Here is a 24,728-nt window from a genome sequence, read left to right on the forward strand (position 1 = left end):
GGGCCCAGTTCATAGTGCGGGGCTGCAGGAAGCTCCATCTGAGGGGGTTTGTATACCGCCCGTTCAGGATGGCCTCGAAATGCAGGTGGCAGCCCGTGGACCATCCGGTGGTACCAACGCGCGCGATGACTTGGCCTGCCTGCACTGTATCGCCCGTATGGACGCCGATGGACTCAAGGTGGTTGTAGGTGGTGATGAGGCCGTCGCCATGATCGATCTCCACACGGTTGCCGCCGCCCCAGGGATGCCATCCGGCCGCGCGTACAACACCGGCGTCGGCTGCGTGGACGGGCATGCCGCAGGCCGCTGCATAATCCTGGCCCAGGTGGAAATCACCAGCAGTCCCGCTGATCGGGCTGACCCGGAAGCCGAACGGCGAACTCGGCTCGAGGAGCTGAAGCGGGGCCATCAAAAAGCCGGCTCCGGGCCTGCCCGTGCCCGCCGGCCCTACTGTCAGGGCCGCCGGGGCATCTGCGCCCGTACTTCCTATCGCCGTATGTGGGAAAGCCAGGGTGACCAGAGGACTGGACAGGATGGCCGGCGGAAGGGCGCCGGCGCCGACCTGGTCCGACGCCGGCGGACCGGGTTCCCTTTGCGCTTCCTCGATGCTGTTCCCGCCGGATGTTCCGCCGGGGACTGCAGCACCCTCGGTCCCGGTGCCCGCAACTGATCCCGTCCACTGCACGGGCCCTGCCGGGCCGGCAGAAAGGTTGACGGCATAAACGGACGCCGCCAGCACCCCCGCCGCGGCGACGGCGCGTGCAACGGGGGGAAAGCTACGCTGGGCCGGCTTTCTGGTGCCGGGCGCTGGATTCTTGCCCAAGTGACTGACTCCACGTCGTGGCCTGCCGCCCGTTGTCTCGACGGTATGTCCCATGGGACCACAGCACCGCAGGGGTGGAAACCCCATGGGTGCACATTGCGGGTTTTTTGCGGGCGTTAGGGGGTTGGGAGTTTCCGCTGCTCAGGAGGCTGGTCGCGGTGCCCCTGCAGAAATGGGCAACAATGTCTCATGCGCAATGTCCTTCGTACATGGCAGGACGAAATCAAGAAGACCTTTTCAGGGAAGGCTGATGCACCACCGGACTGGTCGCTGCGGCTGGCGGAAGGCGACGACGCCGGCTACCACCTGCCCGGCTCGGCCGTCTGGGCAGTCCATGGCTCCATGACGCCGATCGTTGGCGGGATCCGGACACTGCTCATGCAGTCGCTGCACCCCGGTGCCCTGGCGGGAGTGCACGAACACTCCAACTTCCGGGAAGACCCCTTGCGCCGGCTGGCCAACACCATCCGGTGGATCTTCACGGTGACATACGGCTCAACGGCGGCCGCCGAGGAGGCAACACGGCGTGTCCGCCGGCTCCATGAGCCGGTCCAGGGCACCTACAAGGACAACGACGGCGGCACACGCACCTACAGTGCCAACGACTCCGGGCTGGCCGGCTGGATCCATATCGCCTTCACGGATGGCTTCCTGGCAGCCCATAAGATCTGGGGCGGACCCATTCCTGGCGGCCCGGACGCCTACGTCCGGGAGTGGGCCCAGGCCGGGCGGCTGATGGGAGTGGACAACCCGCCGCTGACCGAGGCGGAGATGCGCGGCCAGCTGGACCAGTGGTACACGCAGGGCGTCCTGCGCGCGGACGACAGGGTGAAGGAAACGGTTCAGTTCATCCGCAACGCTCCGCTGCATCCCCTGCTAAAGCCCGGTTACCGGATCCTGTTTGCGGCCGCCGTCTACAGCTTGGAACCCCGGTACCGCCAGATGCTCGGGCTTTCCGTTCCACGGCTGGGCCCCTTCCCCCTGCCCGTGAGGCTGGGCACAAAGGTGGTGCTCGGCGTCGTCCATCTTGCCCTGGGCGGGCTTCGCCGGCGGATGGGTCCCAGCGAACTGGCTGCGAGGCAGCGCCTGAGGCGGCTGGGCGAGCCTTTGGCGGACATGGCCTAGGGGGTCCACGACCAGGAGCCCATGACGGCGGAAACGCAAGAACCCGGCCCCGGAATCACCGGGGCCGGGTTCTTAACCGGCGGAGAATGGGGGATTTGAACCCCCGAGGGCGTTAACCCAACACGCGTTCCAGGCGTGCGCCATAGGCCGCTAGGCGAATTCTCCAACTGCTTCTGAATCAAAAGCAGGTATTAGATTACCTGAACTTTTCCGCATCGCCCAATTGGGCTGTTCGGAGCAGGATTTCCGCGCTCCCCTGCCCGTGCCCGGAGACGCCTGCGCATCGCCCTTAAGCTGGAAATGGACGCCCCCAACGCGCCCATTCCCCGATGCACCGTTGAGCTGCCGGGTCCGTCCCGTTCAGCCAGGCCACGCAGCTCACAACCTTGAGATTGCCCCAATCGGTGTACATACCAATGATCGCGGCTGCCGGCGGGATAAGCAATGAAGACCGCCGTCTGAATAGCTTCCGGCACTGTGTTGTTCCCCAGAAGCGGGCTCCGGGCAGCAGGCGACGGCCGATTCGAGTCGAGCCGGATGTTCGGGTAAAGTAGCTCGCGGCCCCTCATGTGGCGTCATCCTGTTGAACTCCCCCAGGACCGGAAGGTAGCAAGGGTAGACGGGCTCTGGCGGGTGCATGGGGGGTCTTTACTATTCCCCCACAGGGCGGCATGATGTCGGCCCGGATTGGTAGGGTTTTCTCTGTGACAGTTACTACCGCCCTGTACCGCAGATACCGTCCCGACTCGTTCGCTGACGTTATCGGGCAGGAGCATGTCACCGAGCCGTTGATGACGGCTTTGCGGAAAAACCGGGTCAACCACGCCTACCTCTTTTCCGGCCCCAGGGGCTGCGGCAAGACCACGTCCGCCCGCATCCTGGCACGCTGCCTCAACTGCGCCCAGGGCCCTACGGACACCCCCTGCGGAACCTGCCCCAGCTGCGTCGAGCTGGCCCGCGGCGGTTCCGGTTCCCTTGACGTCATCGAGATTGACGCGGCGAGCCACGGCGGTGTTGACGACGCGCGGGACCTCCGCGAGCGCGCCACCTACGCCCCGGTGCGGGACCGCTACAAGATCTTCATCATCGACGAAGCCCACATGGTCACCTCCGCCGGGTTCAACGCCCTGCTGAAGATCGTCGAAGAGCCGCCGGAACACATCAAGTTCATCTTTGCCACCACGGAGCCGGACAAGGTCATCGGAACCATCCGCTCCCGGACCCACCACTACCCCTTCCGGTTGGTGCCGCCCGAGCCGCTGATGGCTTACCTTGAGCTCCTGTGCCGCCAGGAAAACGTTCCCGTCGCCCCCGGCGTCCTGTCACTGGTCATCCGCGCCGGCGGCGGCTCCGTCCGTGATTCGCTCTCCGTCCTGGACCAGCTCATGGCAGGCGCCGGACCCAATGGACTGGACTATGAGCTCGCCGTTGCACTGCTGGGCTACACCCATGCCTCGCTGCTGGACGACGTCGTGGAGGCCGTGGCCGCCTCCGACGCCGCCACAGTCTTCCGCGCCGTGGACCGGGTCATCCAGACCGGGCACGATCCCCGCCGGTTCGTGGAGGACCTGCTGGAGCGCTTCCGGGACCTGATCATTGTCCAGGCCATGCCCGAAAGTGCGCACGCCATCCTTAGGGGAATGCCCGCGGACCAGATCGCCCGCCTGCAGAACCAGGCCCACAACCTTGGCGCCGCCGAACTCTCGCGGGCCGCGGATGTCACCAACACGGCCCTGACCGAAATGACCGGAGCCACGTCCCCGCGGCTGCACCTTGAACTGCTGTGTGCCCGGATCCTGCTGCCCAGCTCGGAACAGAATGAGCGCGGCATGGCGGCCCGCATTGACCGGGTGGAGCGGCGGCTCAACTACACAGGGAACGACGTCACCGCTCCGGCGGCCCAGGCTGCTCCCGCAACGGCAGTGCCGGCAGCCGCACCTGCCGCCGCCACCCCGGGCACCTCCTCGCCCGAGCCCCTGCACCCAGCGGTGGCGGCCGGCCCTTCCGTTCAGGCGGCACCACAGTCACAGGCCCAAGCCCTCCCCACGCCATCCGAACCCACCCGGCCCGGCGCTGCCGAGTCCACTCCGGCCCAGGCCGCGCCCGCCCGGCCTGGCACTGACGCGCCCCGGAGCCCGCTGACACCGCCGCGGGTAAGCACCAATGACTGGCCTGTCGAGGACCCGGCGCGCCTCGGGACACCGGAGCGCCCCGCCGCCGCACGCACCGGCCAGGCAGCGCCCCAAAGTAACGCAGCGCCCCAAAGCAATGCCGTGCCGTCCAGCAGCGCAGCACCGCAAGCCAATGCCGCGCCGCCAAGCAACGCAGCAACGCCAGCCATTGCCGCATCCCGGTCTCCGGAGGACCGGCAGGCTTCCGCCCAGGCAGCGGTGCCGCCGCCGCACCAGGAGGCGCCCGCCAGGCCCGCCCCTGCGGCTCCCGCGGCCATGGGTGACGTGGAGGTCCTCCGCAGGGCGTGGCCGGATGTCCTGCAGGTACTGTCCAAAATCAAGCGCAGCACCTGGGCCCTCGTTGAGCCCAACGCGCAGGTCAGCGCCTTCGACGGCAGTGTTGTGACCTTGTCCTTCACCACGCCGGGACTCGCGGGCGCCTTTGGGAGGGCGGACCACTCGGACAACCTGCGCCAGGCCATCCACAAGACCGTCGGCATCGACTGCCAGATCAACGCGGTTTCCGGCGGCACCAGCCAAACGAGCTCTGAGCCAAACCCAAAAGTGCCGTCCAGCCCGGTGGTTCCGGCCACTTCAGCTGACGTTGCCTGGGGGCTTGCTCCTGCCCCCGCGCAGCCTGTCCCGCCGGCGCAGGCTCCCACAGCCGCCCCACCCGCGGCTCCGGCGGGCGGAAGCCCTGAGAGCCCCGCCGCTGCCCGGAACCCGGTGCCTGCCCAAGGTCCCGCTGTTGGCAGAAGCTCCGGGAGCACAGCTGTTGCCGCAAGCCCGGAAGCCGTACCGGAGGGGACTCCCGCTGTGGCCGGCTCTCCAGGCGCAGGTCCGGTGACCGACGCCGGCGTGCGCGGCCACGGGGACGCACAGCCCTCCCGTCCCGGCGCCCAGGGCCCGGGAACAGCCGCCGGCACCTCAGGCCCGGACGCCGGCCAATCCCCATACCCGTCAGCGGGTGGCGACTACTCCTACTCCGACGACGACTGGGGCCCGCCGCGGGATGAGGACGCTCCCCCGCTGGATGAGGAACCCCCGATGGACTGGGTGCCCGCCACGCCGTCCGGCAACCGGGCAACGCCACCACCCCCCGAGGTGGGCGGCAGCCAGGAACCGTCAGGCTCCCGCGGTGACGCCGCTGCGCGCCCCCGGGAGGCAGCAACCAGTGGTTCCACCCCGGACAGCGTTGCCCAGCCCGGCAGCACAGATGCGGGTCCGGCCCACGATCCCTGGACGCGGGCTGTGGAACAGGCCCCCGGCATCTGGGTTGTCGGAGACAAGAGCAACGTGGGTGCCAACCCCGCACCCGGCTCTGTACCCGACAACATCGGAACACAGGCCGACGTTCCGCATTACGCCCCTGCAACAGCCCAGGTACCGCCCTCCATCCCCGTTTCACCCGCGGCCGCGGCCCCTGCCCCTGCCCCTGCCCCTGTCGCAGCAGCGGGATGGGGTTCGGGCACGAGTACGGGTTCCATCGCAGGTTCCGCCCCGGGGGCAGTCTCCGGCCCCGGTCGCGGCGCGCCCGCCGCGGGATCCTACCCGGCGCAGTCCCCCGCCTCCGCTCCCGCGCCGGAATTCGCCATGGCCTCGGCGGCAGCCGCCCCGGTGGCCAAGGCAGCGGTTGCGCCCTCCCGTCCCCAGCCGGCGGCGGCTGCACCCGTGGCCGGACGGACTGAAACGCGGCAAAGCCTCTACCAGCGGCTGTCCAACAGCCCAGAGGCTGAGGCAGGACGGGCGAAGGCACCGGCCAGGGCCGCGTCCGCACCCAGCTCCTATGTCCAGGACGTGCCCAGCGCCGACGATGAAACGATCGAGGAGTCCGGCGTCTTCGGCCGGGCTGCCGTGGAACGCATCCTGGGCGGAAAATTGATCGAGGAGCGGTCGCTGGACGGAAGCCCGGTCACGCCACGCTATTGACGGCCGGCAAGGTCGACCGCCGGCGGGCAGCCCCGCAGCCATGACCAACTGAGTGTTCCACCCGCCATCCACACCAAACTAAAGAGGGAAACGTGTACGAAGGTGCTGTCCAGGAGCTGATCGACGAGCTCGGACGCCTTCCGGGGGTGGGCCCCAAGTCCGCACAGCGGCTGGCGTTCCACATCCTTGAAGCCGACCCCCAGGATATGAAGCGGCTGGTGGAAGCAATCACCACCGTCAAGGAGCGGGTCAAGTTTTGTACGGTCTGTGGCAATGTCACGGAGCAGGAACTGTGCAACATCTGCCGCGACCCGCGCCGTGATCCCGCGATCATCTGCGTGGTGGAGGAATCCAAGGATGTCCTGGCCGTGGAGCGCACCCGTTCGTTCCGCGGCAGGTACCACGTGCTGGGCGGTGCCATCAATCCCATCGCCGGCGTGGGACCGGAACAGCTGCGGATCCGCGAGCTGCTCACACGGTTGAACGACGGCGAAATCCAGGAAGTGATTATCGCCACCGATCCCAACCTTGAGGGCGAGGCAACGGCTACTTACCTGGCCCGCATGCTTAAGACGATCGGCATAGCCGTCACCCGTCTTGCCTCCGGCCTGCCCGTGGGCGGTGACTTGGAGTATGCGGACGAAGTCACCCTGGGCCGCGCCTTCGAGGGCCGGCGCAACGCCCTGGGCTGAGCGCAGGCGCCCGGTTTTCCGAAGCACGCCCTTCAAGCCGGATCACCCGGTGCCCCGTCGCGGCGCCGCGCTGCGCGGTAACCTCCCGCCACGATTGCGCCGGCTATCGCCGCCTGGCCAAGGAGCCCCATCCCGGGCAGGGGCGCCCGGGGCTCGTCCCGGCTGCGCGGTTGCCCCTGCACGCATGGCACCTGCATCCCGTCCGCAGCTTCCTGAATCGCTGCGGGCACCCATCCCAGGACCTGGCCGGCGCGGTCTGCCTCCGCCCCAGCCATCAGGAACAGGACGGGCGGGCTCAGCGCCGGGAGCCACATCAGACGCTCGGTGTGGTAAACCTCGCTGATGCCGGCCTCGATCTCGGAGCATCGGAAGGCCACGTGGGTTCCGTCGCGCGCCCGTTCGACATTCAGCGCCACCGTGACACGTTCCTCCGCCCGGACCAGGGGCAACAATCCGATGGCTGCGGCCGGGGCCCCTGCCACAAAGGCCAAGGCCAGCAACCCGCCGGCGGCATTCGCCAGGCGCGGACGTCCAGCCCATGCGAAGAGCCCGGCGCCCATGGCACCAAACACCCCGCACTCCACCAGGACGACGCCCGCAGAAACGGCCGCCACTGCCCCCGAAGCGTCCGCAATCCAGGCCTGCACCAGCAGTACACCGAGAACAACAGCTGCCAACACCAGTCCCCGCAAAGCCGTGGCCAGCAGTACCGCCAACAGGGCAAAACCTCCGGTACGCCCCCTCATGCCGCGGAACCTGACCTCCGCGCGCACGCCCCAGGCAACAGCGGGCAAAGTGGCGGTCGCCGGCATCAGGGCTGACGCCAGCGAGTAGACCAGCAGGGGAAAGACCTCCGGACCGGCCCCGCCGCCCAGGGGCGCAAGCAGGACCACGGAGCCGGCAGCAGCCCACGTGCACAGGACCGCGGCCGCCACCGTAAACCAGAACCGGATGGTTGTCAGGCTGACCAGCCAGTCGGCCAGTCCCTTGACCAGGCTTGTCCTTGCGAAGCCCGGGCGTGGAGACCCGGAACGGCCGGTATCCAGGCCCTCGTTGGCGCTTTCCCCGCCGCGCTTATCCGCGTCCGGGCCGATCGGCTCAAAAAGCGGCTCCTGGGGCATTCCTGCAGTTGGCTGCGGGTCGTCGGCCACTACGGAATCCTCCATATCTCCAAAGGACCCCCGGCCCTGTGCCTGCCAAGGTCCGGGCTGCGGCCCGTGAAGCCGGGTAACTGGTCCCATCGTGGTCCACCACCCCGGGCCTGTCCATAGGAACCGTGTCGTGGCCGGTATGTGGTCACAATTCAACGCCGCTCCGGGCGCGGCGATAAACTGTCGGAGGAAAGTCGCGCCGTCCCGGCGTCAGGCTGCCTGGTTTCCCAGAACTCCAATTGATCCAATGAAGGTACGCGCATGAGTACGCCCACTGCCGAAGTGCACAACGCAACCCAGCCCCAGGTGGCCCCCGCCGCCGGCGCGGTGACGAAACAGCTCATCGTGCAGAAATTCGGCGGGTCCTCCGTTGCGGACGCCGACGGGATCAAGCGCGTGGCAAAGCGCGTCGTGGATGCCCAGGAAGCCGGCAACGAGGTAGTTGTAGTCGTCTCAGCCATGGGTGACACCACTGATGAACTCCTGGACCTCGCTGCCCAGGTGACCGACTCCGCCCCCGCCCGCGAAATGGACATGCTCCTCTCGGCCGGTGAACGCATCTCCATGGCCCTGCTGGCTATGGCCATCAACAAGCTCGGCGCCTCCGCCCAGTCCTTTACCGGATCGCAGGCAGGCATGATCACCGACGGAATCCACGGCAAGGCCCGGATTATCGACGTCGACCCGCACCGCATCCGCACCGCCCTGGACAAGGGCCACATCGCCATCGTGGCAGGCTTCCAGGGCATGAGCCGGGCCACGAACGAAATCACCACGTTGGGCCGCGGCGGCTCCGACACGACGGCGGTGGCTCTGGCGGCTGCCCTCGAAGCGGACGTCTGCGAGATCTACACCGACGTGGACGGAATCTTCACCGCCGATCCGCGCGTGGTCCCGTCGGCACAGAAGATCGACACCATTTCCAGCGAGGAGATGCTGGAGCTCGCCGCCTCGGGTGCCAAGATCCTCCACCTGCGCTGCGTGGAATACGCCCGCCGGTTCGGCGTCCCCCTGCACGTCCGTTCCTCATTCAGCCAGCATGAAGGCACCTGGGTCATCCCCAGCGCCGACGACAAGATCACCACTCAAGAGGGAGTTGCCTTGGAGCAGCCAATCATCTCCGGCGTTGCGCATGACCGTTCCGAAGCGAAGGTCACCGTGGTCGGCGTCCCCGACATCCCCGGCAAGGCCGCCGCAATCTTTCAGGTCATCGCCGACGCACACTCCAACATCGACATGATCGTCCAGAACGTGTCCACCCATGGCACGGGCAAGACCGACATCTCCTTCACCCTGCCCATCGTTGAAGGCGCGGACGCCCTGGCCGCACTTCACGCTGCCCAGGACCAGATCGGTTTTGAGGCCATTGAATACAACGAGCAGATCGGCAAGCTCTCCTTGATCGGTGCCGGCATGCGCTCCCACCCGGGCGTCTCCGCCACCTTCTTCAAGGCGCTGTCCGACGCCGGCATCAACATCAACATGATCTCCACCTCGGAAATCCGCATTTCCGTGGTGACCCACGCCGACCTGCTGGATGAGGCTGTCCGCGTGATCCACAAGGCGTTTGGGCTGGACACTGAAAGCGAAGCGACGGTTTACGGCGGCACCGGCCGCTAAGGACTCAACGAAAAAGCCGGGCTGCCTCTCCTCCCACGGGAAAGGCAGCCCGGCTTTTTGGTCTTACCGTGCGCCTGGACAGGTTTAGCTTTCGCGTTCCAGGTCTTCGCGGCGCACCGCGTAGTGGTGGCCGGTTGAATCGGTCTCGACCACGAAGTGCGAGAGTTCCTCTTCGGAGGCCTGTTCGAACTCATCATGCTTGTGCACTACAGGCGCATCGGCATCCAGCCGGGTGGCGGGACCAAAGACAAAGCGCAGCCTGTCAGTCAGGCTCATGAAACCGCTGAGGACATGTGCCACTGTTTTCCACCCCCTTCCCGGACCTCGGGCGAAAGTGCAGCAGGCTCCGGCAGGAGCCAGTGCCCTTATTTTAGACCCGGGGCAGGAAAAAGGCGCCTGTTCGCGGCGGAACGGGCTGCTAGCGCAGGGACCGGTCTTCGGGGTTCCGTGGCACCACGTAAGTGCTGCCGTCCGGCCTGGTGATGGTTTCCCACTGCTGGGTTTCCGCCTGGCGCTGGACCAGCAGCCGACGGTTTTCTTCGGTCATGTCGTGCGCCAGCGCGGTGCGGCTGGCGGGGCCGAAAACCGCCCGCAGCTTGCCTGTGGCGCGCATGAAGCGCTGGGAAGCATTGCCCTTGCCTGCGGACTTATCCCTGCCCATGAAGAGGCTTCCTTCCACTCACTGTTCACCTCCAACAAATGTACACTAATGATTAGTGCACTAACAATGGAGGACGTATGACCGCCGCAGCAGAAGCGCAAACGGAAGAACACTCTGCAGAAGGGCCATCCGGGGTGCAGGAGGACGACCTGCTGCTGGAGCACCAGCTCTGCTTCGCCCTCACGGTGGCTGCCCGCAGTGTGGTGGGGGCCTATAAACCCGTGCTCGAGAAGCTCAACCTCACCCATCCGCAATACCTGGTGATGCTCTGCCTGTGGGAAGACAGCCCGCGGACAGTAAGGAACATCAGCGAGGCCCTTGCCCAGGAGCCGGCCACCATTTCCCCGCTCCTCCGGCGGCTGGAGGCAGCGGACCTGCTCACGCGGCACCGGGCGGACGGAAACGAGCGCGCCCTCGCCGTCGAACTCACGGCCAAGGGTGCCGCCCTGCGGCAGCAGGCGCTCAAGGTACCGGGGACCATGATGGAGCGGCTCGGGCTGACCCGGGAGCAGGTGACGGAACTGCACGCGTCCATGATGGGCCTGATCGCTGCGACGTCCCGTTAAGTGCCGGCAGGACCCGTCCCGGGCACGTCGGCAGGGCGTCAAGCGACTAGAATAACCAGACCAAGGAGAGGAAGCCTGATGCGTAGTTTCCGCATACTCGCAACGGTCCTGGCAGTTGGCGCCGGGCTAATCACCGGTTGCAGCGGCACTCCTGACAATGGCACGTCCGCCTCACCTGCGCCCTCCACCTCCGCAGCCGGAAGCTCATCCGCCGGCTCCCCTACTCCTTCCCCGGACACCGAAACGTCGGTACCGGCTCCCGCCCCCACCACGTCGCGGCCAAGTGCCGGCCCGGGGCAGGGAAACGCTGAACTCGCCATCACGGTGGTGCCGTCCCAGGGCGCGGATGAACTCGACTACACCCTGGTTTGTTCCGCCGGCACCCCTGCCGCGGAAAGCAGCCACCCCAACGCTGCCGCGGCCTGCGCAGCGCTGAAAGCCAACCCAGCCATCCTGTCCCCGGCGGCCCCGGGAACTTCCCAACCCTGTACCCAGCAGTACGGCGGCCCCCAGAAGGCAACCGTGACGGGCATGGTTGACGGTGTTGCCGTGGACTCCTCCTTTGCCCGGACCAACGGATGCGAAATCAGTGCGTGGGACGCTGCCAAGGACGTGCTGGGTGCCGCCGGTGGAGCCTCTTAAGCTCCTGGCGGCAGACAACGCCCAGGCGAGGGAAGAAGCCCACCTGCAGCGCGTGAGCCGCTACGCCGATCCCTACCTGGCCCGACGGTCCGCTGGCCAAAAACACCCGGTGGAGGATTTTCTCTTCACCTATTACACGCAGAAGCCGGGCCAGCTGAAGCGCTGGCACCCCGGCGCCGGAGCGGTCCTTACCGGCGCCCAGGCAGCCACGCGGCTGGGGTGGAAGCATTACAGGATGCTCGACGACGGCGAGCTCGCCTCCCTGGGGCTGGCCGCGGGAAGCACCGCGGCCACCTTCGATCGGCGCGCCTTCCTGGCCGACCGCAAGGATGCCGTGGTCTTTGCCGGCATCATCCTCCGGGGGACGGCGGCCAGGCCGGCACAGTTCGGCTGTTTCGGCCTCCACGAGTGGGCCATGGTGTACCGCCAGGACAAATTCGACCTCCGGCATGAGTATCTGCAGCTGCGGCTGGGAGCGGCCGGCACCGACCGGGTGGTGGAGGAGAACAGGATCCGCTGCACCCATTTCGATGCGTTCCGCTTCTACACCCCCGACGCCATCCCGCTCAACGAACACTCCCCCAGCCGGGACACGCAGCGCCACATGGAACAGCCGGGCTGCCTGCACGCCAACATGGACCTTTACAAGTGGGCGTACAAGCTGCTGCCTGCGCTGTCCAGTGAACTGGTCATGGACTGCTTTGAACTGTCCTGGCGGATCCGGGCCATGGATATGCAGGCTTCCCCGTACGATCTGGCTGGCTGGGGCTATCCGGCCATCCCCATCGAGACGCCGCAGGGCAAGGCCGCCTATGTCGAGCACCAGCGTGCCTTCGCCACGGAAGCGGGGGCCCTGCGGGAACGGCTCGCCGCGGAAATCGGGGCCGTGTCGGACGGAGCGCCGCATTGATCGACCTGACCATCCGAATCCGCGAGGCCCCCGATGCGCCGGAGCATGTGTTCCGGCTGGTAGCCACGGATGGCGCCCCCGCAGCCGGGACCACCCTGCCCCGACCTGGAGCAGCCCTCGCCGCCGTGGAGCGGTTCGGTGAAGGCATCTTCTTCCCCAAACCTGGTCCTCCCAAGCTGTGCACCCAGCAGTACGGCGGCCCGCAGGTTGCCACGGTCACCGGAACTTTCCATGGGCGCCACGTCAACTCGACCTTTACCCGCAACGACGGCTGCGAGATCGCCCGATGGAAGGCCATGGCACCTTTACTGGGCGGCACAGCCACTTAGCCTTCCGCTGCCTGGCCTTCCCGCCGGCAGGAACGTAAAAAGGTCCCGGGCGGCCTGATAGCCGCCCGGGACCTCCCCCCATGCCTTCCGGATCAGGTTGCGGGTACCGCCTGGGCCAGGTCAAGCCGGGGAGCGCCGGCCGGGGCGGGGGCAGCGCCCTGTCCCACCTGCACGTTCACCCAGGTTTTGATGCCGTTGCTGCCAAGGCTCAGCCGGGAGAGGTAGGAGCCCTCCTGGAGTCCGGTCCAGCTCAGGGTCGCCGAGGTGGCGGTTCCGTTCGGCGCCACGATGGGGTTTGGGTTCACCGTGAGGTTGCCCGCGTCACCGGCGAAGGTCACAGCCTGGACGGATGCGGTGGCCGGCCCGTTGTCCGGCGTGGCGTAAAGGTTGGCCACCACATAGTAGGTGCCCGCCCGCGGCGACTCCAGGTCCAGGAATTCACTGGCCGAGGCAGTGGCCACCTGGGTGGCCGTCAACCCGCCCGACGCGTTCGGTGCGTAGACCACCATGTCCCAGTCGACGTCGTTCGACTGTGCCTGGATGCCCAGCCGCGCAAACGAGGCACCGGCCGGCACCTTCACCTGGAGCAGGGCGTTGTGCGCGTCATTCGTGGCCGCGTACTCGCCCGGGGTCTTGGTGATGGCGGTCTGGCTCAGTGGTGCCAGGCCCTCCACGCCGACGGCGATGGGGTTGTCGGAGCCGGATACGAGCTCCATCGTGCCGCTGCCGGTGCCCGTGGCCGAGCTGAAGGAGAACGACGGGGCAATCTGGGCATCAACAGGACGGATGGCAATAGGGGACGTAACCGTCCGCGGGCCCTTCCAGGTGAGGCTTCCAGTGCTGAACTTGCCAACCGGTCCGCTGACGTTCCGGATGGTGACGGTGACTTCACGGGTCTGGCCGGCCCTGGCGAAGTTCAGCGCCTTGGGTTCGACGTTGACGTTGAAGCCCGGCATGTTCACCTCGGGGTGGTACATGCCCGGGACCAGGGCGGTCAGCTTGCGCTTCACCTGGACTTCGCCCACCAGGCTGCCCAGCGCGATGGAGGGCAGGTTGAGGTCGCGGGCGGCAATGCTGCCGGCCTGCGGCGCTCCGGTGTCAACGCCCTGCCCGTTCAGGAAGCCGAGCCAGTCCTGGATCCCGGAGTCGTAGACCAGCCCGGGATCAAGGACGCGGGTGGAATCGATGTGGCCGGCGCCGCCCTGGAAGGGGTCGGTGTTGGGCGAACCGTCGGCATTGACCAGAGGGTAGGCGGTGGTCATCATGGCGGACTTAACCATTGCCGGGGTCCACTTCGGCTGCTTGCCCAGGACCAGGGCACCGAAACCGGCGATGTGCGGTGCGGCCATGGAGGTGCCGGACATGAACCCGAACTGGTCGCCGTCGTTACCGATCGTGGAGACACCGGCCAGGACGTTGACGCCCGGGGCGGAGATGTCCGGCTTGAGCAGGTCGCCGCCGGATGCCAGGGTGGGCCCGCGGGACGAGAAGCCCGCGATTTGGGGTGCCGCGGCTGGTGGCAGGCCGGTCAGGTCGCCCTTGACCAGGCTGACGGTCAGCGCCGGATTGGCTTCCAGCTTGGACTTCAGCTCCAGGCTCTTGGGGGCATTGACGTGGACAGTTGGAACAACGTGGTTGTCTGCGTCCTCCGAGCTGCTGGTGAGGTTCACCAGGATCATGCCCACGCCGCCCTTGTCCAGGACCTCCTGGCTCTTGGCGGTGCGGTCCACCACGCCGCGGTCGCAGACCACAACCTTGCCGGCCACCTTGGAGCCGTCAAGGGTCCCCGGGCCGCAGAGGTTCGGGTTTGCCGCACCCGCGGCCGCGGCGGCCGCGGCAAGGACAACGGGCTTGTCCGCCACTTCCGACTTCATAATGGACGCTCCGCGGTACAGGGAGCCGTCGGACACCTTGACCGTTCCCAGCAGGTCGCTGGGGAAGGTGGAAGCAGCCACGGTGGTCAGCCACGGTGAGGCATGGTTCACGGTGGAGGCCGCAGGGCCGGAGTTGCCGGCCGAAGCCGAAACGAAGACACCTGCGGAAGCCGCGTTCAGGAACGCCAGCGCCACGGGATCGGTGGTGCTGTTGTTATTGCCCGATATGGAGTAGTTCAGGACATCGACGCCGTCCTTGATGGCTGCGTCCACGGCCTCGACCGACGCCGAGGAGTAGCAGCCGCCCGTGTCCGGGTTGGTGTCCTCCCAGCAGACCTTGTACACCGAGACTTTGGCTGCGGGGGCCACTCCCGAGCTCTTGCCGAAGCTGGTTCCATCGATCACCTGCTCGACATTGGCATTGCCCGCCGCCGTGGTGGCGGTGTGGGTGCCGTGGCTGCCAACGTCCACCGGGGAAATCTGCTCTTCCGGGGCACGGTTTCCCGGCGCCACGTACTGCAGGAAGGAATCGGCGAAGTATCGGGCGCCGATGACCTTGGTATTGCAGAGCGAGCCGTCAAACCCGGCCCCGGTGCCCTCGCCTTTTTGGCATTCCCCTTCGAAGGTGGTGCCGTCCGCTTTGAGCATGGCAATCCTGCCATCGCCGGTGCGGTACGGGACGCCCACCTGCGGGTCACCCTGCAGTGGCTTCACGGGTTCGCCCTGCAGGAAGGGGCTGTCCGGTGCGTACCCCGAGTCGATGACACCCACCACAACGCCCTTGCCGGCGTTTGCCTGGCCGCCGAACTGTTGGGCCCATGCGCCGTCCGGGCCGGTGAGCTTGAGGAAGTCGGTGGTGGTGTAGTCAGGCTTGTTTTCGACGTCGGGTGAAACCACCAGGACGCGGTTGTCCTTGGACAAGGCTGCCGCCTGCGTTGCGGTCAGCTCGGCAGTGAACCCGTTCAGTGCTGCGGTGTACTGCTTTGCGGGGCTGACACCCTGCGCCGCTGCGACTTCACGCTGCTGGTTGCGAAGGTGGGCGTCGTAGGCCTTGTAGTTGGGGCTGCCGGCGTCGAGCTTCCTGCCCTGCTGGGGCTTGGTGGCTCCCAGTCCGGCAACTCCCCCTTCGTACGCCGCGGCAGCCGGGCCGGCCAGCACCACGATGTACCGGCCGTCCTTGAATTGGCTGTCCTTCGCAGTGGAGGAGGCATTTTCCGTACCTTGGCCGCCGGGTGCCGCCGACGCGGGACCCACGGCCATGGAGCTAAGGAGAAGGGGCAACCCGACGGCCAGTGCGGCCGCTTTCCGGAGGCCCCCAGCCCGCGAGGGGCTCTTTCCAGTTGATTTCACGTGCAACCCTTTCACGATGTACCGCCCAGCCTTGGTGGACAGCCCGAACGACTGGAACTGCAGAGGGAATTACAGATTTTGTAATTTGCTGAGACCAGACTGTTCACAGGGTACAGACTGAGAGCACGATATGACATAGGGCACATTCGAGAATTTTCCGCTTGTCATACGGGGTGGGGCGTTGGCCCGCAGGACCCGGAAACAGGCATGGAAAAGGGCGCCCCGAAGGACGCCCTGGCAAACGAGAGACCGCAGGCGAAACTACTGGCGGGGAGTGCGCACCACGTCACTGATCCATTGCCTGGTTTTTTCATCCACAGGACCGGCTACCCGCGTCTCCCGGGCCAGGCGGTCCGCCTTCACTTTTTGAAACACCATCCTGCCCAGGCCGGCGAACACGGCCGCGGCGACCATCGGCAACAGCACGGACTTCGAATTTTCTCCCATTCAGCAACTCTAGTGAACGCCCTCCGGCAACTCCATAACCCCGCCCAGGGGCGCCCCCGTCCCCGGTTCATTCCCGGCCGCCCGGCTGCCCAGGAGGCCGGATGCAAAGGGGTGCGCCCGGCCCGGTAGAATGGTAAGGCAAGCTCGCGGAGCGCCCGACCTCATGGTGAACCAACGCAGGTGACCAACAGTCCCCCCAACCCCGGTACGGCGTGAGACGGCACCACTCCGCTGCGCCCTTACCCAAGCTCACGCACAGGAGTTGCCGGATGCCCCGGATCGTTGTTGACGTCATGCCCAAGCCCGAGATTCTGGACCCGCAGGGGAAGGCGATCGTCGGCGCTCTCCCCCGGCTGGGCTTCACCAGCTTCAGCTCTGTCCGCCAGGGCAAGCGTTTCGAACTGACGGTCGACGGCGAGGTGACCGAAGAAATCCTGGCCCAGGCCCGCGACGCCGCCGAGACCCTCCTGTCCAACCCCGTGATCGAAGATGTCGTCAACGTCGAGGTCGTCGAGGCCTGACATGACTGAACTCCCCCTGATCGGCGAAGCCGTCGCAGTCGCGGCGGAGCCGCGCCTCGCCGGCGCCCGCATCGGCGTCGTTACCTTCCCCGGCACCCTTGATGACCGCGACGCCGCCCGCGCCGTGCGCCTTGCGGGCGGCACCGCCGTCGAACTTTGGCATGGCGACAGCCAGCTCGGCGACGTGGATGCCGTGGTCATCCCCGGCGGCTTCTCTTACGGCGACTACCTCCGCGCCGGCGCCATTGCCCGCTTCGCGCCGTTGATGTCCAAAATCATCGACGCCGCCAACTCCGATGCCAAGCTGCCGGTCCTCGGCATCTGCAACGGCTTCCAGATCCTCACCGAGTCGCACCTGCTGCCCGGATCGATGATCAAGAACGACCACCTGAAGTTCCTCTGCCGCGACCAGGTGCTGCGTGTCGAGAACAGCAACACTGCGTGGACCCTGGACTACCAGGCGGGCCAGGAGATCACCATCCCGCTGAAGAACCAGGATGGCCAGTACATCGCGGACGAGAAGACCCTGGACGCCCTTGAGGCTGAGGGCCGCGTTGTCTTCCGCTATGTGGGCTTCAACCCGAACGGCTCCCGCCGCGACATCGCCGGCATCTCCAATGCCGCCGGCAACGTGGTGGGCCTCATGCCGCACCCCGAACACGCCGTGGAGCCGGGCTTCGGGCCCGAATCGCTGGACGGCATCGGCGGTTCCGACACCGACGGCCTGGGCTTCTTCACCTCCGTCCTGAACAAGATTGTGGGAGGCGACAAGTGACCACGGAAACCACCAAGAAGTTCAATATCGACACCGTCGAGCACGCCGCGAAGACTCCGGACACGGAACTGCCCTGGGCCGAACTCGGCCTTAAGCAGAACGAGTTCGACGAGATCGTCAAGGTCCTGGGCCGCCGCCCCACCGGCGCGGAACTGGCCATGTACTCCGTCATGTGGAGCGAGCACTGCTCCTACAAGTCCTCCAAGAACCACCTGCGCCAGTTCGGCCAGAAGGTCACCGAGGAAATGAAGAAGGACATGCTGGTGGGCATCGGCGAAAACGCCGGCGTGACCAACCTGGGGGACGGCTGGGCCGTGACCTTCAAGATTGAATCGCACAACTCGCCGTCGTTTGTTGAGCCCTACCAGGGCGCGGCCACCGGCATCGGCGGCATTGTCCGCGACATCATCTCCATGGGCGCCCGCCCCGTGGCCGTCATGGACCCGCTGCGCTTCGGCGCCATCGACCACCCGGACACCGCCCGCGTCATGCACGGTGCCGTTGCGGGCATCGGCGGGTACGGCAACTCCCTCGGCCTGCCGAACATCGGCGGCGAAATGGTGTTCGACTCCGTGTACCAGGGCAACCCGCTGGTCAACGCCCTGGCAGTCGGCGTCATGCGGCACGAGGACATCCGCCTGGCCAACGCCTCCGGCAAGGGCAACAAGGTGGTCCTGTTCGGTGCCCGCACCGGCGGCGACGGCATCGGCGGCGCCTCGGTGCTGGCCTCCGAGTCCTTCGACGACACCAAGCCCTCCAAGCGCCCCGCCGTCCAGGTGGGCGACCCGTTCGCCGAGAAGGTCCTCATCGAGTGCTGCCTGGAGCTCTTCAAGGGCTCGCTGGTGGAAGGCATCCAGGACCTTGGCGCCGCAGGCATCTCCTGCGCCACGTCCGAGCTGGCCTCCAACGGCGACGGCGGCATGCAGGTTGAGCTGACCTCCGTCCTGCTGCGCGACCCCACGCTGACCCCGGGCGAGATCCTGATGTCCGAGTCCCAGGAACGCATGATGGCCGTTGTCACCCCGGAGAACGTGGAAGCGTTCGAGGCCGTGATGGACAAATGGGCCGTGGAGTACTCCTGGCTGGGCGAGGTGACCGATACCGGCCGCCTGATCATCACCTGGGAAGGCGAGGTGATTGTCGACGTCGATCCCCGCACCGTGGCGCACGACGGCCCGGTCTACGACCGCCCGTTCGCCCGCCCCGAGTGGCAGGATGCCGTGCAGGCGGACACCTTCACCGGTTCCGTGCAGGACGCCGGCCGCCCGGCCGCCCCCGCTGAGCTGGCAAAGGCCGTCACCGAACTGGTGGCGTCACCGAACATGTGCTCCAAGTCCTGGATCACCAACCAGTACGACCGCTACGTGGGCGGCAACACCTCCATGGCGTTCCCCGACGACGCCGGCGTGGTGCGCGTGGACGAGGAAACCGGCCTGGGCGTTGCCCTGGCCACCGACGCCAACGGCCGCTACACCTACCTGGACCCGTACCACGGCGCGCAGCTGGCACTGGCCGAGGCCTACCGCAACGTAGCCACCGCAGGCGCCATCCCCATGGCCGTCAGCGACTGCCTGAACTTCGGCTCCCCCGAGGACCCGGACGTCATGTGGCAGCTCGCCGAAGCCATCCGCGGCCTGTCCGACGCCTGCATGGTGCTGGGCATCCCTGTCACCGGCGGCAACGTCTCGCTCTACAACCAGACCGGCACCACGCCCATCCACCCTTCCCCGGTGGTGGCAGTCCTGGGCAAGCTCGACGACGTTGCGCGCCGCACGCCGTCGGGCTGGCGTGAGGATGGCCAGGCGATCTACCTGCTGGGCACCACGGGCGCCGAGCTGGACGGTTCCGAATGGGCCAACATGCGCGGACACCTGGGCGGACAGCCGCCGAAGGTGGACCTCGAGGCCGAGCGCGCGCTGGGCGAGATCCTGATCAACGCGTCCCGCGACGGCATGATCGACTCCGCCCACGACCTCTCCGAAGGCGGCCTCGCGGCTGCCCTGGTGGAGTCCTCGCTGCGCTACGGCGTGGGTGCCCGGATCGCGCTGCAGGACGTCATGGACCGGGACGGCGTGGACCTGTTCACGGCCCTGTTCTCCGAGTCCCAGGGCCGTGCCGTTGTGGGCGTCCCCCGCTCCGAGGAAGTCCGCTTCACGGACATGTGCACCGCCCGCGGCTTCACCCACACCCGCATCGGCGTGGTGGACGCGGCCAGCGGCAAGCTGGAGATCAACGGCGTGGAGGGCCTGTCCCTGGACGCGCTCCGCGAAGCCCACGAAGGGACCCTGCCGAAGTACTTCGGCTAGGCCCCACAGAACGCGGACGGACACTCAAGCCCATAGAGAGGGCTTTGGGTGTCCGTCCGCATTTAAGGACCGGTTCAGTCCTCGCTGTGCAGCTCCCGCTGCCGTGCACTGAGCAGCTCGAACTCCGGCCGGGCTGCCACAAAACGTTCGACGGCGGCCAGCACCTCCACGAGATGGGCCCGGTCAGCTGCCACCAGGCCAACGCCGACCTGCGAGCGCCGGTACTGGGCATGGTCCCCGACTTCGGCGACTGACACCTCGAAGCGGCGTTTGAGCTCGGCAAGGAGCGGCCTGACGACGGAGCGCTTTTCCTTCAGGCTCTGCACGTCCCCAAGGAGGATGTCGAACTCGATCCAGCCGATCCACATGGCCGCCCCTGTCTTTACTCGATGGTGAGCTCACCCATCAGGTCCCAGCCTTCGCCGTCCAGCTGGCGGCTGATGATCCTGGGTGTTTCGGCGAGTGCCTGGGGCATGTCGGCCATGGCCTTCTTGAAGTGCCCGCTGTTGACATGGTCTCCCGCGGCGTCGTCCTTGAACGCTTCCACCAGGACGAACTCGTTGGGATCGTCCACACTTCGGGACCAGTCGAACCACAGGTTGCCCGGCTCCTCCCGGGTAGCCCGGGTGAAGTCTGCCACCAGATCGAGCCAGCGCCCGGACCAGTCGGGCTTGACCTTGAACTTGACGACGATAAAGATCACTGGGATGTTCCTTCCGCGGCGAGGGTGCGTGCCCCTTCAATGTACCGGGAAGTAACGTAGCGCTGTGCCGCGCGGGTGACCAGGCCGCCGGCGGCGTAGAACCAGTTGGCAGGCCTGCTGAAAGCACGGATCCGCAGCCACACCTCTCCGTGGCTGTTGATCTCCACCTCGAAGGATTCCTCGCCACGGGCGGGGTGGCCGGGCAGCGTCCCGTAGCCAAACCCGGCGGATTGGGGAACACCGTCCGGTGCCGGCTCCCGCGCCCACACCACCTGGCAGGGCGCGGGCAGGCGGAAGGGCCCGACGCCGAAACCGCTCACCACGTGTGCCCCGGGCACCGCCCTTGGCGAGTCTGCCCGCACCGTGAGGCCAGCCCTCCGCTGCAGTTCCCAGCCCAGGATGCCGTCCGCCACGCGCCGGTAGACGCCAAGGCCGGTACCCAGGCGGGCTTCCTCAAGGACGCGGTCGTACCCCACTGGCGCGACGCCGTGCTCCGTGCCGCCAATTCCCGGATAGCCAAGTCTTCCCGCGTCAATCATCGCCGCCTGCCCTTTCGAGGCGTGCCCACCCCAGTTGCTCCTGCTGCTTCCGGCTCAAGCCTGACACCACAAGGTCGTAGGAGTCCTCCACCATGTCCCGGATCATCCCGTCCGGCAGCGACCCGTCGATGCGCACACCATTCCAGTGGGTCTTGTTCATGTGCCACGCCCCGGTGATTGCCGGGTGTACCGCGCGCAGCTGCACGGCCAGGGCCGGCTCGCACTTCAAGTTCACGTAGAAATCGCGTTCGTCCATGGACGACAGGGCAAACAGTTTAGCCTCGTGCCGCGCTCCCCCGGCAGTCCCGGCACGGACCTTGAAGACCGAAGTCTCCGGTCCGAACGGATAATCCTCATAGGCTCCGGGAAACGAAAGGCAGATCTTCCGCAGCGCACTTGGGTCCATAAGGGAAGCCTATAAAGCAGACCTGCGTGGTGCTAGTCTGCGAACATGTCACGCGACCAGGGAGCCATACCTGTTCTGGACCTGCGTGCCGCCCGGCGGGCCGACGGCACATTCAGCCCGGAGTTCATCGACCAGCTGCGGCACGCCACCCACGACATCGGGTTCTTCCAGGTCACCGGTTATGGTGGCCGCCCGGGACAGGCCGAAGAGCTCCTGGACACTATTCAGCGCTTCTTCGACCTGCCCCTTGAGGAGCGGATGAAGCTGGACAACCGCCTCTCCCCCCACTTCCGTGGTTACACGCGCATGGGCACCGAGGTGACCCAGGGCCGGGCCGACGCTCGGGAGCAGATCGACTATTCACCGGAGCGCGAGCCGGTGCGGGACTACCCGGACAGCCAGCCTTACTGGCTGCTGCAGGGTCCCAATCTCTGGCCCGATGAAACATTCCCCGAGCTGAAGCCTGCTGCCATGGAGTGGGCGGAGCTGATGTCCGGCGTGGGCATGGAACTGTTGAGGGCGATCGCCGTTTCGCTCCAGCTGCCGGAGGACTACTTCGACGGGCCCTTCCGGGATTCACCGGCATGGATGGGCAAGCTGGTCCACTACGTGGGCGGCGTGGTGGAAGCGGCCGGGGACCAGGGCGTTGGCTCGCACGCGGACTACGGCTTCGTAACCCTCCTGCTGCAGGACAACGTGGGCGGTCTGGAAGTGCTGCCGCCCGGAACCACCCAGTGGCTGCCTGTGGAGCCCCTGCCGGGGGCACTGGTGGTGAACCTTGGCGAGATGCTCGAAGTAGCCACGGAGGGATACCTGGCGGCGACCATCCACCGCGTCCAGGCACCGCCACCGGGCGTCGACCGGTACTCGGTGCCGTTCTTCTGGTCGCCGCGGCTCGACGCGGTCATCGAGCCCGTCCCCCTGGCACCCGAGCTAAAGGCGGCTGCCCGGGGTATCACGGACAATCCGGACAACCCGCTCCTGGCATCGTTCGGCCTCAACATGCTCAAGGGCCGGATGCGGGCACACCCGGACGTGACCGAACGGCACTATCCGGAGTTGATGAAGCGCTAAAGGTTGTACTTCCAGGCAAGCTGCGCCGGACACAGATTCATCACCACGTCCAGCCCCGCCGCCTTGGCACGTTCCGCCGCTGCCTCGTCGATGACCCCCAGCTGCAGCCACACGGCTTTCGCCCCGGCGGCAATGGCCTGGTCCACCACGCTGCCCACCTTCTGCGAGTTCACAAAGCAGTCCACGACGTCGATGGGCTGCTTATCCGCCGGGATGTCGCCGAGGGTGCGATAGCCGGGTTCGCCGTGGACAGTGTCGCCGTTCAGGTTGACGGGGATGATCTCCATGCCGAGCCGGTCGCGGATCATCAGCGAGACGTCGTAGGCGGAGCGCCACTCATTGGTGGTGAGTCCGACGATGGCCCACCGGCCCTTGGTTCGCAGAAGGCGTTCGATGACTGCGGGATCGTTCGTGTGGCCCATGGGATCAGCCTACGCTGCCCGTCCTGTCATGCTTCAGCTACTTCAGCGGGGTGGCGGCCTTGGGGCCTGTGCCCTGCGACTCTGAACCCTCTGCGCCCTGTGTCCCTGGTTCCTGCGTCCCTGGGTTTTGTGGCTGGCCTTGGCCCGGCACCCGGCCGGTGGTGGCAGCGGAACCGGCCGCCTTCTGCGCCGTCCCGGCCGGGTCCACGCCGCCTGCCACAGTAGCCGGTGCCGGCGCCCCGGCCTTGCCCGGTCCGGCCGCAGCCGGATCCGCCGGGGTTCCCGCCGGCACAGCCCGTCCGCGGCCATCCATGCCGCCGACGGCTCCACCCACTGCAGCAGCCCCGGGTTCGGCCCCGCAGTTCCCTGGACCTGTGCCGGCGTCGTGCTTGGCGGGGCCGGCACACGCCGGCGTGCGGGTGCCGCCGAACAGGCCGGCAGGATCGCGCAGGAAACGGGACGCACGGTGTGACGCGTCCGCAGCCCCAGCCGGTGCGGCAGCTGCGCCGGACTGGGTGACTTCCCCTTCCGCGGCCACGTCTGGCCCGCCGTCGGTGGAGGAGGCGGCCGACGCGGCGTCGGTCGTATGGTTCCACGGCATCCATTCCGTCAGCACGTGCTCAATGGGGCTGCCTCCGGGAGCGGTGGAGCTGGCGGCTACTCCGCCAACGCCCAGCCCCATTCCCGCCACGAGGACCAGGCCCAGCGCGGTGGGGCGGTGCCGACGGCGGCGGCGGCGCGCCAGTTCATCGTCCGGCCGCGCACCCCGGTGGGTACCCGGCTGCTCAACCCGCTGCTCACCCTCGAGATTCCCGGAAGTGGCGTCTTCTGCCGGACCTCCCGCTGCCAGCATCGCGGCAAGCTCGCCGGTGGGCGCGGGTACGGGCAGTGAGGCCAGGGCGCCCAGTGCGACCAGGGTGTCACGGAGTTCCGCATCCTGGGCTGCACCGGCGTCCTGGAGCATGTCGTCGACAAGGGCGATGAGGTTATCCGAAGCGGACGTCATGGCGTGAAATACTCCTTCACTGCCGCAAGTTCCCGAAGTTTCAGCAGCGCGCGCCGCTGGAGCTGTTTCACGGCACCGGCGCTCTTATCGATGGTTTCCGCGGTCTGTTCCACTGTCAGGCCACCCACCAGGCGAAGCAACAGCACGTCCCGCTGGTCCTGCGGCAGCCCGTCCAGCAGCCCGAGGACTTCCCGGGGTGAGATGCGCTCCAGCGCCAGCTTTTCCGCTGAGCTGTCCTGGCGCTGGTCAAGCTCTGGCTCGAACGGCAGTTTGAGCGGGCTTCGGCTTTGGCGGCGGTGGTCGTCCACCATCCGGGCATGGGCAACGGAGAAAATGAAGGTACGCAGCCCCGCATCCCCTCCGCGGACACTGTCGAGCCTGGGCAGGACGGAAAGAAACACTTCCTGCATGGCGGCCTCCGGATCCTCGACTCCCCGGGCGGTGAGATAGCCCAGCACCTGCGACGCGTACGTCTTGTAGACGAGGCTGAAGGCAGCGGTCCCGGGAGTTGGCTGGTCCGGAGCCTCGTCTGTCTGTGCATCGGTCACTGACGTAGTGCTTTCCGTCAAAGAGGGAGTTGGCAAGGTGAACGCTCAGTACATCCGGAACGCTGCCCCTACTTTACCCTTCAGTAACAACCGCTGCCGGAAGCGCCACGGCGCCGGGTAAGCGGGCCGTTGCGGGCT

The 24,728-nt window shown here is 67.1% G+C and carries 24 protein-coding genes, 1 tRNA gene, 1 other RNA gene and 1 pseudogene; 13 read left to right on the forward strand and 14 right to left on the reverse strand.

All coding sequences use genetic code 11. The features are described 5' to 3' along the window. Positions 1-55 precede the first annotated feature (55 nt). Positions 56-910, reverse strand: a pseudogene (locus AC6JAM_RS05820) (M23 family metallopeptidase); the annotation flags it as partial. Positions 911-1,012: 102 nt separating this feature from the next. Between AC6JAM_RS05820 and AC6JAM_RS05825 the strand changes: the two are divergent. After that, positions 1,013-1,948, forward strand: coding sequence for an oxygenase MpaB family protein (locus AC6JAM_RS05825; protein ID WP_478222400.1), 936 nt, complete (start codon positions 1,013-1,015; stop codon positions 1,946-1,948). Between the two features lie 80 nt (positions 1,949-2,028). Here AC6JAM_RS05825 and AC6JAM_RS05830 read toward each other — a convergent pair. Next, positions 2,029-2,113, reverse strand: a tRNA-Ser gene (locus AC6JAM_RS05830). 391 nt (positions 2,114-2,504) lie between these two features. Here AC6JAM_RS05830 and ffs point away from each other — a divergent pair. The 3 genes from ffs to recR all read left to right on the forward strand — a co-directional run bounded on the left by ffs (position 2,505) and on the right by recR (position 6,740). Further along, positions 2,505-2,601: signal recognition particle sRNA small type (ffs, locus tag AC6JAM_RS05835), an RNA gene on the forward strand. 21 nt (positions 2,602-2,622) lie between these two features. Continuing rightward, entirely contained in the window at positions 2,623-6,048 is a 3,426-nt protein-coding gene (locus AC6JAM_RS05840) for a DNA polymerase III subunit gamma and tau (protein WP_497934263.1), read from the forward strand. A 92-nt stretch (positions 6,049-6,140) separates the two neighbouring features. Next, on the forward strand, positions 6,141-6,740 hold the full coding sequence (recR, locus tag AC6JAM_RS05845) for a recombination mediator RecR (RefSeq protein ID WP_018771859.1): 600 nt from the start codon (positions 6,141-6,143) through the stop codon (positions 6,738-6,740). A gap of 32 nt (positions 6,741-6,772) precedes the next feature. Here recR and AC6JAM_RS05850 read toward each other — a convergent pair whose 3' ends face one another. Then, on the reverse strand, positions 6,773-7,906 hold the full coding sequence (locus tag AC6JAM_RS05850; RefSeq protein ID WP_497934264.1) for a hypothetical protein: 1,134 nt from the start codon (positions 7,904-7,906) through the stop codon (positions 6,773-6,775). Positions 7,907-8,152: 246 nt separating this feature from the next. On the opposite strand from AC6JAM_RS05850, the gene AC6JAM_RS05855 reads away from it, so the two are divergent. Then, positions 8,153-9,511 (forward strand): aspartate kinase, encoded by a 1,359-nt coding sequence (locus AC6JAM_RS05855; protein ID WP_018771857.1) that lies wholly within the window; start codon positions 8,153-8,155, stop codon positions 9,509-9,511. An 84-nt stretch (positions 9,512-9,595) separates the two neighbouring features. Here the strand turns inward: AC6JAM_RS05855 and AC6JAM_RS05860 are convergent, their stop codons facing one another. Together AC6JAM_RS05860 and AC6JAM_RS05865 are read right to left on the reverse strand one after the other, a co-directional pair. After that, positions 9,596-9,811: a hypothetical protein gene (locus tag AC6JAM_RS05860; protein ID WP_018771856.1), complete on the reverse strand. Its 216-nt coding sequence runs from the start codon at positions 9,809-9,811 to the stop codon at positions 9,596-9,598. A gap of 118 nt (positions 9,812-9,929) precedes the next feature. Continuing rightward, entirely contained in the window at positions 9,930-10,172 is a 243-nt protein-coding gene (locus tag AC6JAM_RS05865; protein WP_018771855.1) for a hypothetical protein, read from the reverse strand. 77 nt (positions 10,173-10,249) lie between these two features. On the opposite strand from AC6JAM_RS05865, the gene AC6JAM_RS05870 reads away from it, so the two are divergent. The 4 genes from AC6JAM_RS05870 to AC6JAM_RS05885 all read left to right on the forward strand — a co-directional run bounded on the left by AC6JAM_RS05870 (position 10,250) and on the right by AC6JAM_RS05885 (position 12,619). Further along, positions 10,250-10,738 carry a MarR family winged helix-turn-helix transcriptional regulator gene (locus AC6JAM_RS05870; protein ID WP_018771854.1) on the forward strand — a complete coding sequence of 163 codons (489 nt, stop codon included), beginning with the start codon at positions 10,250-10,252 and terminating at the stop codon, positions 10,736-10,738. A 78-nt stretch (positions 10,739-10,816) separates the two neighbouring features. Further along, a complete protein-coding gene (locus AC6JAM_RS05875) occupies positions 10,817-11,380 on the forward strand; it encodes an SSI family serine proteinase inhibitor (RefSeq protein WP_018771853.1) in 564 nt (187 codons plus the stop codon). Further along, entirely contained in the window at positions 11,358-12,290 is a 933-nt protein-coding gene (locus AC6JAM_RS05880; protein ID WP_056392205.1) for a hypothetical protein, read from the forward strand. The genes AC6JAM_RS05875 and AC6JAM_RS05880 overlap by 23 nt, the downstream gene beginning before the upstream one ends. Then, positions 12,287-12,619, forward strand: coding sequence for a subtilase-type protease inhibitor (locus tag AC6JAM_RS05885; protein WP_056392206.1), 333 nt, complete (start codon positions 12,287-12,289; stop codon positions 12,617-12,619). The genes AC6JAM_RS05880 and AC6JAM_RS05885 overlap by 4 nt, the downstream gene beginning before the upstream one ends. A gap of 92 nt (positions 12,620-12,711) precedes the next feature. Here the strand turns inward: AC6JAM_RS05885 and AC6JAM_RS05890 are convergent, their stop codons facing one another. Next, positions 12,712-15,843, reverse strand: a complete 3,132-nt coding sequence (locus AC6JAM_RS05890) for a S8 family serine peptidase (RefSeq protein ID WP_497934265.1) — start codon at positions 15,841-15,843, stop codon at positions 12,712-12,714. A gap of 261 nt (positions 15,844-16,104) precedes the next feature. After that, complete coding sequence (locus AC6JAM_RS05895) at positions 16,105-16,290, reverse strand: hypothetical protein (protein ID WP_018771849.1); 186 nt, start codon at positions 16,288-16,290, stop codon at positions 16,105-16,107. 269 nt (positions 16,291-16,559) lie between these two features. On the opposite strand from AC6JAM_RS05895, the gene purS reads away from it, so the two are divergent. From purS to purL, 3 genes are read left to right on the forward strand one after another with little or no spacing between them, the layout of a single operon-like run. Then, positions 16,560-16,811 carry a phosphoribosylformylglycinamidine synthase subunit PurS gene (gene purS / locus AC6JAM_RS05900; RefSeq protein WP_015935902.1) on the forward strand — a complete coding sequence of 84 codons (252 nt, stop codon included), beginning with the start codon at positions 16,560-16,562 and terminating at the stop codon, positions 16,809-16,811. Between the two features lies 1 nt (position 16,812). After that, on the forward strand, positions 16,813-17,586 hold the full coding sequence (gene purQ, locus AC6JAM_RS05905) for a phosphoribosylformylglycinamidine synthase subunit PurQ (RefSeq protein ID WP_018771848.1): 774 nt from the start codon (positions 16,813-16,815) through the stop codon (positions 17,584-17,586). After that, positions 17,583-19,892 (forward strand): phosphoribosylformylglycinamidine synthase subunit PurL, encoded by a 2,310-nt coding sequence (gene purL, locus AC6JAM_RS05910; protein ID WP_268002550.1) that lies wholly within the window; start codon positions 17,583-17,585, stop codon positions 19,890-19,892. The genes purQ and purL overlap by 4 nt, the downstream gene beginning before the upstream one ends. A 74-nt stretch (positions 19,893-19,966) precedes the next feature. Here the strand turns inward: purL and AC6JAM_RS05915 are convergent, their stop codons facing one another. From AC6JAM_RS05915 to AC6JAM_RS05930, 4 genes are read right to left on the reverse strand one after another with little or no spacing between them, the layout of a single operon-like run. Continuing rightward, positions 19,967-20,260, reverse strand: coding sequence for a DUF503 domain-containing protein (locus AC6JAM_RS05915; RefSeq protein ID WP_018771846.1), 294 nt, complete (start codon positions 20,258-20,260; stop codon positions 19,967-19,969). Between the two features lie 14 nt (positions 20,261-20,274). After that, positions 20,275-20,595, reverse strand: a complete 321-nt coding sequence (locus AC6JAM_RS05920) for a putative quinol monooxygenase (RefSeq protein WP_018771845.1) — start codon at positions 20,593-20,595, stop codon at positions 20,275-20,277. Continuing rightward, positions 20,592-21,134 (reverse strand): DUF1990 domain-containing protein, encoded by a 543-nt coding sequence (locus AC6JAM_RS05925; RefSeq protein ID WP_268002549.1) that lies wholly within the window; start codon positions 21,132-21,134, stop codon positions 20,592-20,594. Before AC6JAM_RS05925 ends, AC6JAM_RS05920 begins: the two co-directional genes overlap by 4 nt. Continuing rightward, positions 21,127-21,540, reverse strand: a complete 414-nt coding sequence (locus AC6JAM_RS05930; protein ID WP_268002548.1) for an MmcQ/YjbR family DNA-binding protein — start codon at positions 21,538-21,540, stop codon at positions 21,127-21,129. Before AC6JAM_RS05930 ends, AC6JAM_RS05925 begins: the two co-directional genes overlap by 8 nt. Positions 21,541-21,585: 45 nt before the next feature. On the opposite strand from AC6JAM_RS05930, the gene AC6JAM_RS05935 reads away from it, so the two are divergent. Continuing rightward, positions 21,586-22,614 carry an isopenicillin N synthase family dioxygenase gene (locus AC6JAM_RS05935; RefSeq protein WP_497934266.1) on the forward strand — a complete coding sequence of 343 codons (1,029 nt, stop codon included), beginning with the start codon at positions 21,586-21,588 and terminating at the stop codon, positions 22,612-22,614. Here AC6JAM_RS05935 and AC6JAM_RS05940 read toward each other — a convergent pair. Genes AC6JAM_RS05940 through AC6JAM_RS05950 form a run of 3 tightly spaced genes read right to left on the reverse strand, consistent with a single transcriptional unit; the run spans position 22,611 to position 24,590 of the window. Next, positions 22,611-23,036 carry a CoA-binding protein gene (locus AC6JAM_RS05940; protein WP_018771841.1) on the reverse strand — a complete coding sequence of 142 codons (426 nt, stop codon included), beginning with the start codon at positions 23,034-23,036 and terminating at the stop codon, positions 22,611-22,613. The genes AC6JAM_RS05935 and AC6JAM_RS05940 overlap by 4 nt on opposite strands. A 37-nt stretch (positions 23,037-23,073) precedes the next feature. After that, positions 23,074-24,042, reverse strand: coding sequence for a hypothetical protein (locus AC6JAM_RS05945; protein ID WP_497934267.1), 969 nt, complete (start codon positions 24,040-24,042; stop codon positions 23,074-23,076). Next, positions 24,039-24,590, reverse strand: a complete 552-nt coding sequence (locus AC6JAM_RS05950; protein WP_497934268.1) for an RNA polymerase sigma factor — start codon at positions 24,588-24,590, stop codon at positions 24,039-24,041. Before AC6JAM_RS05950 ends, AC6JAM_RS05945 begins: the two co-directional genes overlap by 4 nt. Positions 24,591-24,728: the final 138 nt, after the last annotated feature.

Source organism: Arthrobacter sp. GmRoot5-12 (genome assembly GCF_059739365.1).

What these genes read in the sequence shown, in the direction of transcription:
- AC6JAM_RS05870 (WP_018771854.1), top strand. Translation starts at nt 10,250, where the DNA reads ATGACCGCCGCAGCAGAAGCGCAAACGGAAGAACACTCTGCAGAAGGG.
- AC6JAM_RS05935 (WP_497934266.1), top strand. Translation starts at nt 21,586, where the DNA reads ATGTCACGCGACCAGGGAGCCATACCTGTTCTGGACCTGCGTGCCGCC.
- AC6JAM_RS05915 (WP_018771846.1), bottom strand. Translation starts at nt 20,260, where the DNA reads ATGTGGATCGGCTGGATCGAGTTCGACATCCTCCTTGGGGACGTGCAG.
- AC6JAM_RS05925 (WP_268002549.1), bottom strand. Translation starts at nt 21,134, where the DNA reads ATGATTGACGCGGGAAGACTTGGCTATCCGGGAATTGGCGGCACGGAG.
- AC6JAM_RS05840 (WP_497934263.1), top strand. Translation starts at nt 2,623, where the DNA reads ATGTCGGCCCGGATTGGTAGGGTTTTCTCTGTGACAGTTACTACCGCC.
- AC6JAM_RS05945 (WP_497934267.1), bottom strand. Translation starts at nt 24,042, where the DNA reads ATGACGTCCGCTTCGGATAACCTCATCGCCCTTGTCGACGACATGCTC.
- purQ (WP_018771848.1), top strand. Translation starts at nt 16,813, where the DNA reads ATGACTGAACTCCCCCTGATCGGCGAAGCCGTCGCAGTCGCGGCGGAG.
- AC6JAM_RS05875 (WP_018771853.1), top strand. Translation starts at nt 10,817, where the DNA reads ATGCGTAGTTTCCGCATACTCGCAACGGTCCTGGCAGTTGGCGCCGGG.
- purS (WP_015935902.1), top strand. Translation starts at nt 16,560, where the DNA reads ATGCCCCGGATCGTTGTTGACGTCATGCCCAAGCCCGAGATTCTGGAC.
- AC6JAM_RS05825 (WP_478222400.1), top strand. Translation starts at nt 1,013, where the DNA reads ATGCGCAATGTCCTTCGTACATGGCAGGACGAAATCAAGAAGACCTTT.
- AC6JAM_RS05850 (WP_497934264.1), bottom strand. Translation starts at nt 7,906, where the DNA reads ATGGAGGATTCCGTAGTGGCCGACGACCCGCAGCCAACTGCAGGAATG.
- AC6JAM_RS05855 (WP_018771857.1), top strand. Translation starts at nt 8,153, where the DNA reads ATGAGTACGCCCACTGCCGAAGTGCACAACGCAACCCAGCCCCAGGTG.
- AC6JAM_RS05895 (WP_018771849.1), bottom strand. Translation starts at nt 16,290, where the DNA reads ATGGGAGAAAATTCGAAGTCCGTGCTGTTGCCGATGGTCGCCGCGGCC.
- AC6JAM_RS05930 (WP_268002548.1), bottom strand. Translation starts at nt 21,540, where the DNA reads ATGGACCCAAGTGCGCTGCGGAAGATCTGCCTTTCGTTTCCCGGAGCC.
- AC6JAM_RS05865 (WP_018771855.1), bottom strand. Translation starts at nt 10,172, where the DNA reads ATGGGCAGGGATAAGTCCGCAGGCAAGGGCAATGCTTCCCAGCGCTTC.
- AC6JAM_RS05940 (WP_018771841.1), bottom strand. Translation starts at nt 23,036, where the DNA reads ATGGGCCACACGAACGATCCCGCAGTCATCGAACGCCTTCTGCGAACC.